Below are 12,108 nucleotides of genomic sequence, written 5' to 3' on the forward strand. Positions count from 1 at the left end.
GACATTATGCGCTTTGCTGTCCTGATGGTCAGGTTCGCAGGCGCTTGGTGAGCTGCAGCAACGCGACTCGCCGCTCGCCGCGACGGCGTTCCACCAGGCCGCACGGCTGGTAGCCGAGGCGGGCGTACAGCAGCAGGCCGGCGGTGTTGTCACAGAAGCAGGCGACGCGCAGTTCGCGGGCGTCGAAGTCGTCCAACGCCTGCCGCTCCATGGCCTCCACCAGATAGCTGGCCACGCCGCGGCCACGGGCCCAGGGCGCGATCATCAGGTTGCCGAGGGCGCAGTAGTCGCCGGGCTCGCTCTGGTAGAAGTTGGCGAAGCCGGCGGAGCGACCTTCGAGCAGCGCCAGGGTGTTGCCGCGTCGCTCGGCGTGGGCCGCCGCCAGCTGCTCGCGGGTCAGCGGCCAGTCGGCGCGGGGAAAGGCATAGAAGAGTTCGTCGGCGCTGCTCGCGAAGCGCAGCACCTCGTCGAGGTCATCGGCCAGTGCCGGCCGGTGGTCGAGCCCGGGTGCGCTCATTGCGGCGGGTACTGGCCCAGCACCTGGGCCACCGTCTCGCGGATCGCCGTTTCGCGTTCGCTCGGGCTCGGCGGCGACTGGCGCATGATCTGCTCGGCGCTGCCGCGCCAGACCAGCTTGCCGTCCTTGCCGTCGAACAGGTCGATCTGGATGGTGGCCACCTTGTAGTCCACCGTGCGGGTCTCGGTGTACATCGGCCCGCCCCAATAGCCCCCCCAGTAACCGCCCCAATAGCCGCCGTAGTTGGTGCTGACCTGATCCTGGCGCTGGTCGACGATCAACCAGGCCTGCACCTTGAGGTCGGCGCTGCCACCGGCCTGGGCCGGACGCAGGCCGCGCTGGTCGAGCTGCTGGCCGACGGCGTCGCGGATGCGCTGCTCGGTGAGGTCGCTCTTGATCCGCGGATCGTCCGGGCGGTACTGCAGGGCCGGCGCCTGCCAGCTCCAGCTGCGGTAGGCGGCGAAGTCGCGGCTGGCGTCGAAATCGCGCTCGACGCGCGACGTCTGGCAGGCGGCGAGGATCAGCAGGAACGGGATCAGCAACAGGCGCGGGGACATGGTGAAACCTCCGTGATAGAGCCTCTATCCAACTCCAGTTCGGCCGGATCGGCAAGCCATGGCTCAGCCCGGCGGGTAGGCCGCCAGGGCATCTTCCACGGCGCGGCGCAGGGCCTCGCTGCGCTCGCTCTGGCTGCCTTCGCTGCGCGCCTCGGCGCTACCGCTCCACACCGGCTGGCCGCTGGCGCCGTCGAACAGGTCAATGTGCACCACGGCCACCTCCACCTCATAGGTGCGCACCAGCGGCACGCTGCCGTACATGCCGTAATGGTCGCCGTAGGGGCCGTTGCCGTAGTAGCTGCCGTAGTCGTCGCGGACCTGGTACTGGCGCCGCTCCAGGCGCAGCGAGGCGCTCACGCGCAGGTCGGCGGCCTTGCCGTCGCGTGCCGGGCGCAGGCCGCGCTGGTCCAGGCTGCCGCCCACCACCTCCGCCACCAGGGCGCCGTCGGCCCAGGCACTGCCGGCCGGCTGCTGGCGCCAGCTCCAGTCGCGGTAACGGGCGAAGTCGCGCGGGGCGGCCGGGTAGGCGCTGCGGTCGAAATGGTCGGCCGCGCCGGGCGGCGCCGGCGGCAGCGGCTGGCCGCCGGCGACGTAGGGGTTGTCGCTCTGGCAGGCGGCGAGCAGCAGGAGCAGTGGCAGGGCAACTAAGGCTTTCATCATGGCTCCCGGAACATGCGGGGGTGGCTGAGCGTAGCCCGGATGTTATCCGGGAGGCGGGCGAATTCGTTCCCGGATTGCATCCGGGGTCGGCAGATCCCGCGGCGTAGCCCGGATGGCAATCCGGGGCGGGGCTCCCGCACTCCCGGATCGCATCCGTGCTAGCGAGTCATCCCGGGGTGCAAGGGCCGGCAGATCCAGTGCAGGTAGCGGCCGAGGCCGGCGAAGCTCGGATGGCGCCGGTGCGCCAGTTCCATCTCCAGCAGGTCGGTCAGTTCGGCCTTGGCCTGGAACTCGCTCGGCATGTAGTCGTGGAACACGCGCACGCCGCTCTGGCTTTCGACCCGCCAGTGGCCGTCGAGTTGCGCCGCCAGTTCGCGTGGGTCCAGCGGCTTCTGCGGGGTCAGGCTCTGGCCTTCGCCGGCGAAGCGCTCTTTGCGCAGCTTGCGGAAGTGGCCCTTGAGCAGGTTGCGGTAGACCAGCGCGTCCTTGTTGTAGAAGGCCAGCGACAGCCAGCCGCCCGGCGCGGTGAGCTGGTGCAGCACCGGCAGAATGGCGTGGGGCTCGGCCAGCCATTCCAGCACCGCGTGGCAGATCACCAGGTCGTATGGTTCGGTGAGCTGGCCGAGCAGGTCCTGCCACGGGGCCTGGATGAACCGTGCTTCCACGCCCGCCTCGGCGAAGCGCTGGCGCGCGCCTTCGAGCATCGGTTCGGCCGGTTCGGTCAGGGTCACCGCGTGGCCGCGCTGGGCCAGCCACAGGCTCATGTGGCCGAGGCCGGCGCCGACGTCCAGCACCCGCAGCGGGCGCTCCGGCAGGGCGTCCTTCAGATCGGCCTGGAGCACCGCCAGGCGGATGGCGCCCTTGGCGCCGCCGTAGATCTTCTCGGCGAAGCGGGTGGCCAGTTCGTCGAAGTGTCGGTCAGTCAAGAAGGCCTCCAATAGCTGCTGCGCGGCACGATAGCGTCGTCGGCCGCTTGCTCCAAGCTCGCCGTGCTCGGCCGTACAGCCTCGCTTGTCACTGCGCGGCCTCCAGGCTCTCGAGCCGCTCGCGACACGCTTGCAGGCATTCTCACGACGCGAAGCGCCTCTCGCTGTCGGCCAGCTTGGCGCGCACCGCCTGCTCCATGTCGATGCTCAGCTCGGCGCACAGCAATAGGAGGTAGAGGACGATGTCGCCAACCTCCTGGCCGGCGTGTTCCAGCTGCTCGGCGGAGAGGCGCCGGGACTCGTCTTCGCTCAGCCATTGGAAGATTTCTACCAGCTCGGCCATCTCCACGCTGGCGGCCATGGCCAGGTTCTTCGGGCTGTGGAAACGGCGCCAGTCGTTGTGGTCGCGGATCGCGTGCAGGCGGCGGGTGAGTTCGGCGATGTCCATGGGGCTCTCCTTCGGGCCGCATAGCTTGGGTCGGACGAAGGGGGAGGGCAAGCCTGGCGTCGGGGCTCGGTGGCGAGGTTGCGGGTGGATGGCGTTTGGCGGGCTGCCGCTGCGCGGCGAGGCCGCCCTACGTGCGAGGGCGCGTGGGGGGCGATGGTGTCACTGGGATTCCTTGTCCAGCAGCGCCTGCTTGCGGGATACACCCCAGCGGTAGCCGGTGAGGGCGCCGCTGGCGCCGATCACCCGGTGGCAGGGCACCAGCAGGCCCAGCGGGTTGCTGGCGCAGGCGCGGGCCACTGCGCGGGGGTGGCTGCCGAGCTGTTCGGCCAGTTCGCCATAACGGCGCGTCTGCCCCGGCGGAATCGCGCGCAACGCCTGCCACACCTGTTGCTGGAAAGCAGTGCCGCGCATGTCCAGCGGCAGGTTGGCGGCGCGGCTCGGTTCCTGCACCTGGGCCAGCGCCTCGCGCAGCCAGTCGCGCAGGCCGCGCTGGTCGCGGCGCAGCTCGGCGGCGGCGAAGCGCTGGCGCAGTTCGATCTCCAGCTCAGCCTCGTCGTCGCCGAACAGCAGGGCGCAGACGCCCTTGTCGCTGGCCGCGAGCAACAGCAGACCCAGCGAACAATCGCTGATGGCGTAGCGCAGCACCTCGCCGGCGCCCTGCTGGCGGCGCCGCGCCGGGCTCATCGCCGCGGGCACCTGATACAAGGCGCGGGTGCCGGAGTAGCCGGCGTCCAGCGCCGCCTGCAGCACCGAGCCGGCGCCGGGCAGCGCGGCCTCCAGGCGCTCGCGGCGCCGGGCGTCGAACCAGGCGCGCGGGGTCATGCCGGTGCGCGCCTTGAAGGCCCGGGCCAAGTGCGAGGCGGACAGGCCGATGCGCGCCGCCAACTGGTCCAGCGTCGGGGGCTTCTCGCTGTCTTCCAGCAGGCGACAGGCGGCCACCACCAGTTCGTCGAGCTGCTCGGCCGGGCTCTTGCCCTGCGGCGCACAGCGCTTGCAGGGGCGAAAGCCGGCGGCCTCGGCGCTGGCCGGGTCGGTGTGAAAGCTGACGTTTTCGCGCCGCGGGCGCCGCGCCGGGCAGCTGGGCCGGCAGTAGATGCCGGTGCTGCCGACGGCGAAGACGAAGCGGCCGTCGAAGCGCGCGTCGCGCTCGCACAGGGCCTGCCAGCAGTGGTCTTGATCGAGCATGGCGATCTCCCGAAAGGTGCCAGCCAAGGGTTGCGTATGGGCCGATTGTCGATCCGCCCAGCGGCGCTGCCAATCCGCATCTGACTTTCAAAGCCTTTGCGGGTCAGACGAAATGCCGGGCCGAACGCTGCGGCGCAGCCTTTACTGGAAAGACGGTGCGGAACGCCGGCGCCGCCGAATGGAGAAGCACGATGGTGGACATGCTCGACCGGCCCGACCAGCCTCTGGTGCTGCTGGTGGACGATACGCCGGCCAACCTCATGCTGATGAGCGAACTGCTGGCCGACCACTACCAGGTCGAGGGCGCGGACAGCGGCGCCGAGGCCCTGCGCATCGCGGCCGGCACGCCGCCGCCCGACCTGATCCTGCTCGACGTGATGATGCCGCGCATGGACGGCTACGAGGTCTGCCGACGGCTCAAGGCCGATCCCGCGACCGCGGCGATCCCGGTGATCTTCCTCACCGCGAAGAGCGAGCCCGCCGACGAGCAGCACGGTTTCGACCTCGGCGCGGTGGACTACATCACCAAGCCGATCAGCGCGCCCATCGTCCTGGCGCGGGTCGAGGCGCAGCTGCGGCTCAAGGCGGCCGCCGACTTCCTGCGCGACAAGAGCGAGTATCTGGAACTGGAGGTGCGCCGCCGCACGCGGGATATCCAGCGCCTGCAGGAGGTGACCATCGAGGCCATGGCCAGCCTCGCGGCCATGCGCGAGAACCCGCGGGGCCGGCACCTGGCGCGCATCGAGCGTTACACGGTGGAGCTGGCGCGGACCCTGGCGCGTCAGCAGCCGCTGCTGGCCGGGCAGCTGGGGGCCGCCCGCATCGCGCAGCTGGGCAAGTCGGCGATGCTGCACGGCATCGGCCGGCTGGTGCTGCCGGATCGCATCCTGCTCAGCCCGACGCTGCTGCAGGACGAGGACCTGCAACTGCTGCACGGCCATGCCGTGGCCGGGCGCGACGCCTTGCTGGCGGCGGAAGCCAAGCTGGGCAACGTGCCCGACTTCCTGCGCGACGCCCGCGACATCGTCTACAGCCAGCACGAGCACTGGGACGGCAGCGGCTATCCGCAGGGGCTGCGCGGCGAGCAGATTCCCCTGGCCGCGCGGCTGATGGCGGTGGCCGGCTGCTACGAGGAGCTGACCAGCCATCACCCCTACCGGGCCTCGCTCACGCACGCCGAGGCGGCGGCGCAGATCGGCGCCGCCAGCGGCACCCGCTTCGACCCCTCGGTGGTGCTGGCCTTCATCGAGGCCGCCGAGCGCTTCGCGCTGATCGCCCAGCGCCACGCCGATGGCGCGGCGGCCATCCACTACGAGTTGCAGCGCCTGGAAGACTCGCTCGGCGAGAACATCGAGCTGACCCTGCCGTCGCGCTAGCGTTGCCCCGTCAGCTCGGTTGCCAGTCGAGGCTCAGGGCCTCCTGCCAGGCGAAGCGCTCGAAGTGGCTGGCGACCACCTGCTCGAGCTTCTGCCGGTCTTCGTCGGTGGCGGCCTGCACGCTCAGCGTCAGGCCGGTTTCCAGGGCCTGCAGCAGGGCCAGGCCGAAGGCGAATTCGATGCGGCCCTGATGTTCGTCGAAGCTGACCGGGATCTTGTGCGCGAAGTGCTTGCACAGGCGGCCGATGTAGCGCCCCGGTGTGGCCGTGGCGACGAAGGCGTGGGATTGCAGATGGCTCATGAGCACTCCTCAATAGGCGAGGGTGAAGCGCTGACGGACGTGGCGCGGCTGTTCGGTCTCGTCGAGCAGGGCCACCGCCAGGTCGGCCACCGAGATGTGGCCCGGCGCGCCGTTGTTCATCAGCAGCTGCTCGCCACCGAGGCGGAACTGGCCGGTGCGTGGACCCGGCTCCAGGTGCGCGGCGGGGGAAAGGAAGGTCCATTCCAGCTCGGCCTCGTCGCGCAGTTCATCGAGCGCCTGGCGCGCGCCCTCGGCGCCTTCCTTGTACTCGGCGGGGAAGCCTGCGCTGTCGATCAGCTGCTGGCCGGGCGCGAGGTACAGACTACCGGCGCCGCCGACCACCAGCAGGCGCTTCAGCCCGGCGGCCTTGGTGGCGGCGACGATGGCGCGGCTGCCGGCAATGAACTGCTCGCGGATGTCGGCCACGCCCCAGCCGGGGTTGAAGGCGCTGAGCACGGCGTCGTGGCCGCGCAACTGTTCGGTGAGGGCGGCGACGTCGTGAACGTCAGCGCGCTGGGCGGCGAGGCCGCCGTGCTGCGGCAGTTTCTCCGGGTGGCGGACCAGGGCCGTCACCTGGTGACCGCGGTTCAGGGCTTCTTCCAGCAGGGCGGCGCCGACATAGCCGGTGGCGCCGATCAGGGCGAGTTTCATGCGGGTGTCCTCAGGGTGCGTTTTCGTGAGGTGAATAATCGCAGCTGGATAAATGCCGGAAAAAGACGCCTAATCCGCTTGAACAATTAAGCAGAACTTAATAATGGAACAGCTCAAGCGCATCGCCCTGTTCGCCACCGTGGTGGAGAAGGGCTCCATGGTGGCCGCCGCCGAGGCGCTGGGCATGACCGCCTCGGCCGTCAGCCAGCAAATCCGCAAGCTGGAGGAGAGCACCCAGGTCAGCCTGCTGCACCGCACCACCCGCCGCCTGACCCTGACCGAGGCCGGCGAGCAGCTGTACCAGAGTGGCCGGCAGATCGTGCAGCTGGCCGAGCAGGCCGAGCAGCGCCTGGCCGAGCTGCGCGACGCGCCGGTGGGCGAGTTGCGCATCGCCGCGCCGGTGGGCTTCTCCGGGCACCTGGTGACCGACGCCCTGGCGCCGTTGCTGCGCGCCCACCCGCAGCTGAGCCTGCGGCTGTTCTTCCAGGATGAGCAGATCGACCTGATCGAGCAGCGCATCGACCTGGCCATCCGCGTCGGCGCGCTCGAGGACTCCAGCCTGGTGGCGCGGTATATCGGCGACTGGCCGATGCTGCTGTGCGCGGCGCCGGCTTACCTCGCGCGCTGCGGCGCCATCGACAGCCCCGAGCAGCTCAGCGGCCTGGACTGGCTGAGGCTGGCCCACGAGCGCGGCGGCCAACTGACCCTGCACGGGCCCGGCGGCGTGGTGCAGCGTCTGCGCGTGGAAGGCCGGGTGGTGTGCAACAACATCCTCTCGGTACGCCAGTTCACCCTGGCCGGCATGGGCCTATCGCTGCAGCCGGAGCCGGAGATCCGCGAGCTGCTGGTCCGTGGCGAACTGCTCGCGGTGCTGCCGCAGTGGCGGCCGGCGGCCATCGGCCTGCACCTGGTCACGCCGCGGCGCGATGCCCAGCCGGCCAAGGTGCGCTACGCCATCGAGGCGCTGCGCCGGGCGCTGGTGGCCGACCCGGGAGGATTGCCGTATAAGGACGGCATCGCCCGCCAGCAAGGTACCCCTGCCCGATGAAGACCCCGAAACGCCTGGAACCCCTGCTCGAAGACGGCCTGATCGACGAGGTGGTGCGGCCGCTGATGAGTGGCAAGGAGGCCTCGGTCTACGTCGTGCGCTGTGCCGGGGAGCTGCGTTGCGCCAAGGTGTACAAGGAGGCCAACAAGCGCGGCTTCCGCCAGGCCGCCGAGTACCAGGAAGGACGCAAGACGCGCAACAGCCGCGATGCCCGCGCCATGGCCAAGGGTAGCAAGTACGGGCGCAAGGAGCAGGAAGACGCCTGGCAGAACGCCGAGGTCGCCGCGCTGTTTCGCCTGGCCGTCGCCGGGGTGCGGGTACCCAAGCCCTACGACTTCCTCGACGGCGTGCTGCTGATGGAGATGGTCAATGACGGCTACGGCGATGCCGCGCCGCGCCTCAACGACGTCGACCTGCTGCCCGAGGATGCCCGGGAGTTCCACGCCTTCATGATCGGCGAGATCGTCAAGATGCTCTGCGCCGGCCTGGTGCATGGCGACCTCTCGGAATTCAACGTGCTGCTCGACCCCTACGGCCCGGTGATCATCGACCTGCCGCAGGCGGTGGACGCCGCTGCCAACAACCACGCCTTCAGCATGCTCGAGCGCGACGTACGCAACATGGCCGAGTACTTCGGCCAGTTCGCCCCGGAGCTGCTGGAGACGCGCTACGCCAAGGAAATGTGGGCCCTCTACGAAGAAGGCAAGCTGACCCCGGAGACCCAGCTGACCGGCCGCTTCGCCGAGCCGGAGGAGGAGGCCGACGTCGGCGCGGTGATGCGCGAGATCAAGGCCGCCCTGGCCGAACAGGCCCGCCGCGAGGCCGCGCGCAACGCCGATGACGCGCCGAGCGACGAGCCGCCTCCGCCGCCCTGGGAGCGCTGAGGCCCCGCCTGTCCGGCCGGGAAAGCGGGCAACTGTATCGGGTCACCGCACGGCCGCGCTGGTAGGGTGACGGCAGACATTCCGGAGCCCGCCCATGCCGCTGCCGCACATTCTCCTGGCCCTGCTGGTCACCCTGATCTGGGGCGTCAATTTCGTGGTGATCAAGGTCGGCCTGCAGGACTTCCCGCCGCTGCTGTTCTGCGCCCTGCGCTTCGCCCTGGCGGCGCTGCCACTGCTGTTCCTGCGCGGGCCGCTGCCGGCGCCCTGGTGGCGCATTGTGCAGATCGGCGTGCTGCTCGGGGTGATCAAGTTCGGCCTGCTGTTCGTCGGCATGCACCTGGGCATGCCGGCCGGGCTGTCGTCGCTGGTGCTGCAGAGCCAGGTGTTCTTCACCGTGCTGATCGCCGCGGTGCTGCTCGGCGAGCGGCCCAGCGCGCGGGCCGTGGCCGGGTTGCTGCTGGCGGCCGGCGGGCTGGTGCTGATCGGCCTGCAGCGGCCGCTGGGCGACAGCCTGCTGGCCTTCGCCCTGGTGGTCGCCGCAGCGCTGGCCTGGGCCTTCTCCAACATCGCCACCAAGCGCTCCGGGGCCAGCGACATGCTGCGCCTGATCTGCTGGGTGAGCCTGGTGCCGGTGCTGCCGCTGCTGGGGCTGTCCTGGATGTTCGAGGGGCCGCAGGCGATGGGTGCGGCGCTCGAGCACCTGAGCTGGCGTGGCGTCGGCGCGCTGCTGTACATCGCCTTCCTCGCCACCACGGTCGGCTTCGCCATCTGGAGCTTCCTGCTGCGCCGTTACCCGGCCAGCCTGGTCACGCCCTTCGCCCTGGCGGTGCCGGTGTCCGGCCTGCTGGCCGGCTGGCTGCTGCTGGGCGAGGCGCTGACCGTGCAGGGCTGGCTGGCCTGCGCGCTGGTGTTCGGCGGCCTGGCGATCACCGTGCTGCCGGCTTCTGTTCTGCGACGTAGGGGCTCACCAGCCCGGCCAGCCAGTCCATGAACACCTGCACCCGCTTCGACAGATTGCGTCGGTGCGGGTAGAGCAGGAACACCGGCATGGGCGCGGCGCGGTACTCGGGCAGCACCTCCACCAGGCGACCGTCGGCCAGGTAGGGCAGCACGCCCACGCGCGGCACCTGGATCAGACCGAGCCCGGCCAGGCAGGCCTGGCTGTAAGCGTCGGTGCTGTTCACCGTCAGCGCGCCGGGCATGTCCAGGCTGATGGTTTCGCCGTCGCGTCGGTATTCCCAGCCATCCGCCTTGGCGCCCAGGTTCGGCACATAGTGCACCAGGCGATGCTCGGCCAGGTCCTCCAGGCCGCGAGGGATGCCGAAGCGCTGGAGGTACGCGGGGCTGGCGCAGTTGATCTGCTCCATCTGCCCCAGCGGGCGGGCGATCAGACCGGGGTCGACCTGGCCGCCGACCCGCACCACGCAGTCGAACCCCTCGCGGATCAGGTCGACGCGGTGGTCGGTACAGCTCAGCTCGAGTTTCAGCTGCGGGTGTGCGGCGAGGAATTCGGCCAGCTGCGGCAATACCAGGTCGCGCGCCACGGCCTGGTTCATGTCGACCCGCAGACGACCGCGCAGCTGGCTGGCCTCCAGCTGGAACATCGCCTCGATCTCCTCGGCGTCGGCCAGCAGGTCCTTGCAGCGTTCGTAGCAGGCCTGGCCGTCCTGGGTCAGGCTCACCCGCCGCGTGGTGCGGTGCAGCAGTCGGGCGCCGAGCTGGTTCTCCAGTTGCTGCACCAGCAGCGAGACGCTGGCCTTGGGCTGGCCCAGGCTGTCGGCGGCGCGGGTGAAGCTCGCCAGTTCGGCGACCCGGACGAAGGCGAGCATGGCATGCAGTCTGTCCATGGTGAGTCCATTGTTGGTGATTCTTGGACAGTCTAAACAGGATCGTCTGATTTATCCGATCAGGTTCGATCAATAGTCTGAGGCTCGTCAGTCACCCACCCGACGAGGTAAACCAGATGAACAACACCATCACCCTGATCACCGGTGCCAGCCGCGGCTTGGGCAAAAACGCCGCCCTGCACCTGGCGCGCCATGGCCACGACCTGATCCTCACCTACAACAGCGGCCGCGCGGAGGCCGAGGCGCTGGTCGCCGAAATCCGTGCCCTGGGCCGCCAGGCCGTGGCGCTGCAGCTGGACGTGGGTCGCAGCGCCGGCTTCGCCGATTTCGCCGAGCGGGTGCGCCAGGCGCTGGCCGACACCTGGCAGCGCGAGCGCTTCGACGCGCTGGTGAACAATGCCGGCATCGGCATCCATGTGCCCTTCGCCGAGACCAGCGAAGAGCAGTTCGACCAGTTGCTGAACATCCATCTGAAAGGCACCTTCTTCCTCACCCAGAAATTGTTGCCGCTGCTGGCCGATGGTGGCCGCATCCTCAACGTCTCCAGCGGCCTGGCGCGTTTCTCCCTGCCGGGCTACGCGGCTTATGCAGCGATGAAGGGCGGCATCGAGGTGCTCACCCGCTACATGGCCAAGGAGCTGGGCGCCCGCGGCATCCGCGCCAACACCATCGCCCCCGGCGCCATCGAGACCGACTTCGGCGGCGGCGCGGTGCGCGACAACCGCGAGCTCAACGCGGCCATCGCCGGGCAGACGGCGCTGGGTCGGGTCGGCCTGCCGGACGACATCGGCAGCGCCATCGCCATGCTGCTGTCGAGCGATGCCGGTTGGGTCAATGCGCAGCGCGTGGAGGTCTCCGGCGGCATGTTGGTCTGACCCCGGCGGGTGTGAATCGCCTCGATCCGTGATGATCGGGGCGACGCATGCCGACAGTGATTTGCGTTATTGCCTGAATTCCACGCAGCCCAGCAACCACGCGGCTTTGCGCCAATGAGAATCGCTCAGGCAGGCGCGGCGTTTTGTGGCTTGACCAATGCGCTTCGAGGGTCGAAGCTGCCGCCTTGAACGCTGTTTTTACCAGGGAAACGAGTCATGAAAGGCGCGACCGAAGTCGTCGATTATCTGAAGGATCTGCTGCGCGGTGAGCTGGCCGCCCGCGATCAATACTTCCTGCATTCGCGGATGTACCAGGACTGGGGCTTCGCCAAGCTCTACGAGCGCATCAACCACGAGATGGAGGAGGAGACCCAGCACGCCGACGCTCTGCTGCAGCGCATCCTGTTCCTCGAGGCCACCCCGGACATGACGCCCAAGGCGATCTACCCGGGCGCCACCGTGCCGGACATGCTGAAGAGCGATCTGAAGCTGGAGTACGAAGTACGTGCCGCGCTGGCCAAGGGCATCGAGCTGTGCGAGCAGCACGGCGACTACATGAGCCGCGACATCCTGGTGCTGCAACTCAACGACACCGAGGAAGACCACGCCTACTGGCTGGAGCAGCAGCTCGGCCTGATCGACCGCATCGGCGTGCAGAACTACCTGCAGTCTCAAGCCTGAGGGCGGGCTGCTCTGGAGCGCATGGCGCACCCAGGGGATTCGAGTTGGAATGAAAAAGGGAGCCAGTGGCTCCCTTTTTTTGCGCCCGCAGTTTCTGACGTCGCGCCGACATGAGCGACGCCTCGCAGTGATGTCACTATGCCGTTAGCAAA

Annotated in this window: 15 protein-coding genes; 6 read left to right on the top strand and 9 right to left on the bottom strand. The window is 69.4% G+C overall.

Annotated elements, in window-relative coordinates; translation table 11 throughout:
- Positions 1-28: 28 nt before the first annotated feature.
- The 6 genes from NF616_RS15870 to ada all read right to left on the bottom strand — a co-directional run bounded on the left by NF616_RS15870 (position 29) and on the right by ada (position 4,293).
- A complete protein-coding gene (locus tag NF616_RS15870; RefSeq protein ID WP_252274265.1) occupies positions 29-517 on the bottom strand; it encodes a GNAT family N-acetyltransferase in 489 nt (162 codons plus the stop codon).
- Complete coding sequence (locus NF616_RS15875; RefSeq protein ID WP_252274266.1) at positions 514-1,074, bottom strand: DUF4136 domain-containing protein; 561 nt, start codon at positions 1,072-1,074, stop codon at positions 514-516. The genes NF616_RS15870 and NF616_RS15875 overlap by 4 nt, the downstream gene beginning before the upstream one ends.
- A gap of 63 nt (positions 1,075-1,137) precedes the next feature.
- Positions 1,138-1,731: a DUF4136 domain-containing protein gene (locus tag NF616_RS15880; RefSeq protein WP_252274267.1), complete on the bottom strand. Its 594-nt coding sequence runs from the start codon at positions 1,729-1,731 to the stop codon at positions 1,138-1,140.
- A gap of 161 nt (positions 1,732-1,892) precedes the next feature.
- Positions 1,893-2,660, bottom strand: coding sequence for a methyltransferase domain-containing protein (locus NF616_RS15885; protein WP_252274268.1), 768 nt, complete (start codon positions 2,658-2,660; stop codon positions 1,893-1,895).
- 142 nt (positions 2,661-2,802) lie between these two features.
- Positions 2,803-3,108 carry a nucleotide pyrophosphohydrolase gene (locus NF616_RS15890; protein ID WP_252274269.1) on the bottom strand — a complete coding sequence of 102 codons (306 nt, stop codon included), beginning with the start codon at positions 3,106-3,108 and terminating at the stop codon, positions 2,803-2,805.
- A gap of 159 nt (positions 3,109-3,267) precedes the next feature.
- Entirely contained in the window at positions 3,268-4,293 is a 1,026-nt protein-coding gene (ada, locus tag NF616_RS15895; RefSeq protein WP_252274270.1) for a bifunctional DNA-binding transcriptional regulator/O6-methylguanine-DNA methyltransferase Ada, read from the bottom strand.
- Between the two features lie 191 nt (positions 4,294-4,484).
- Between ada and NF616_RS15900 the strand changes: the two genes are divergently transcribed.
- On the top strand, positions 4,485-5,669 hold the full coding sequence (locus NF616_RS15900; RefSeq protein ID WP_252274271.1) for an HD domain-containing phosphohydrolase: 1,185 nt from the start codon (positions 4,485-4,487) through the stop codon (positions 5,667-5,669).
- 10 nt (positions 5,670-5,679) lie between these two features.
- On the opposite strand, the gene NF616_RS15905 is transcribed toward NF616_RS15900, so the two are convergent.
- Entirely contained in the window at positions 5,680-5,970 is a 291-nt protein-coding gene (locus NF616_RS15905; protein ID WP_252274272.1) for a DUF2218 domain-containing protein, read from the bottom strand.
- Positions 5,971-5,979: 9 nt separating this feature from the next.
- Positions 5,980-6,621, bottom strand: a complete 642-nt coding sequence (locus NF616_RS15910; protein ID WP_252274273.1) for an NAD(P)-dependent oxidoreductase — start codon at positions 6,619-6,621, stop codon at positions 5,980-5,982.
- A gap of 103 nt (positions 6,622-6,724) precedes the next feature.
- Here NF616_RS15910 and NF616_RS15915 point away from each other — a divergent pair, with 103 nt between their 5' ends.
- The 3 genes from NF616_RS15915 (at position 6,725) to NF616_RS15925 (ending at position 9,544) form a co-directional block, all read left to right on the top strand.
- Positions 6,725-7,669, top strand: coding sequence for a LysR family transcriptional regulator (locus tag NF616_RS15915; protein WP_252274274.1), 945 nt, complete (start codon positions 6,725-6,727; stop codon positions 7,667-7,669).
- Positions 7,666-8,553, top strand: coding sequence for a PA4780 family RIO1-like protein kinase (locus NF616_RS15920; protein ID WP_252274275.1), 888 nt, complete (start codon positions 7,666-7,668; stop codon positions 8,551-8,553). Before NF616_RS15915 ends, NF616_RS15920 begins: the two co-directional genes overlap by 4 nt.
- A gap of 94 nt (positions 8,554-8,647) precedes the next feature.
- Positions 8,648-9,544, top strand: coding sequence for an EamA family transporter (locus NF616_RS15925; protein WP_252274276.1), 897 nt, complete (start codon positions 8,648-8,650; stop codon positions 9,542-9,544).
- Here the strand turns inward: NF616_RS15925 and NF616_RS15930 are convergent.
- A complete protein-coding gene (locus NF616_RS15930) occupies positions 9,480-10,400 on the bottom strand; it encodes a LysR family transcriptional regulator (protein ID WP_252274277.1) in 921 nt (306 codons plus the stop codon). The two genes, NF616_RS15925 and NF616_RS15930, sit on opposite strands and share 65 nt — an antisense overlap.
- Before the next feature lie 116 nt (positions 10,401-10,516).
- On the opposite strand from NF616_RS15930, the gene NF616_RS15935 reads away from it, so the two are divergent.
- Both NF616_RS15935 and bfr read left to right on the top strand, forming a co-directional pair.
- A complete protein-coding gene (locus NF616_RS15935) occupies positions 10,517-11,275 on the top strand; it encodes an SDR family NAD(P)-dependent oxidoreductase (protein ID WP_252274278.1) in 759 nt (252 codons plus the stop codon).
- A gap of 216 nt (positions 11,276-11,491) precedes the next feature.
- Positions 11,492-11,956: a bacterioferritin gene (gene bfr / locus NF616_RS15940; protein ID WP_252274279.1), complete on the top strand. Its 465-nt coding sequence runs from the start codon at positions 11,492-11,494 to the stop codon at positions 11,954-11,956.
- Positions 11,957-12,108: the final 152 nt, after the last annotated feature.

It is taken from the genome of Pseudomonas subflava, assembly GCF_023823685.1.
GTDB lineage: Bacteria > Pseudomonadota > Gammaproteobacteria > Pseudomonadales > Pseudomonadaceae > Aquipseudomonas > Aquipseudomonas subflava.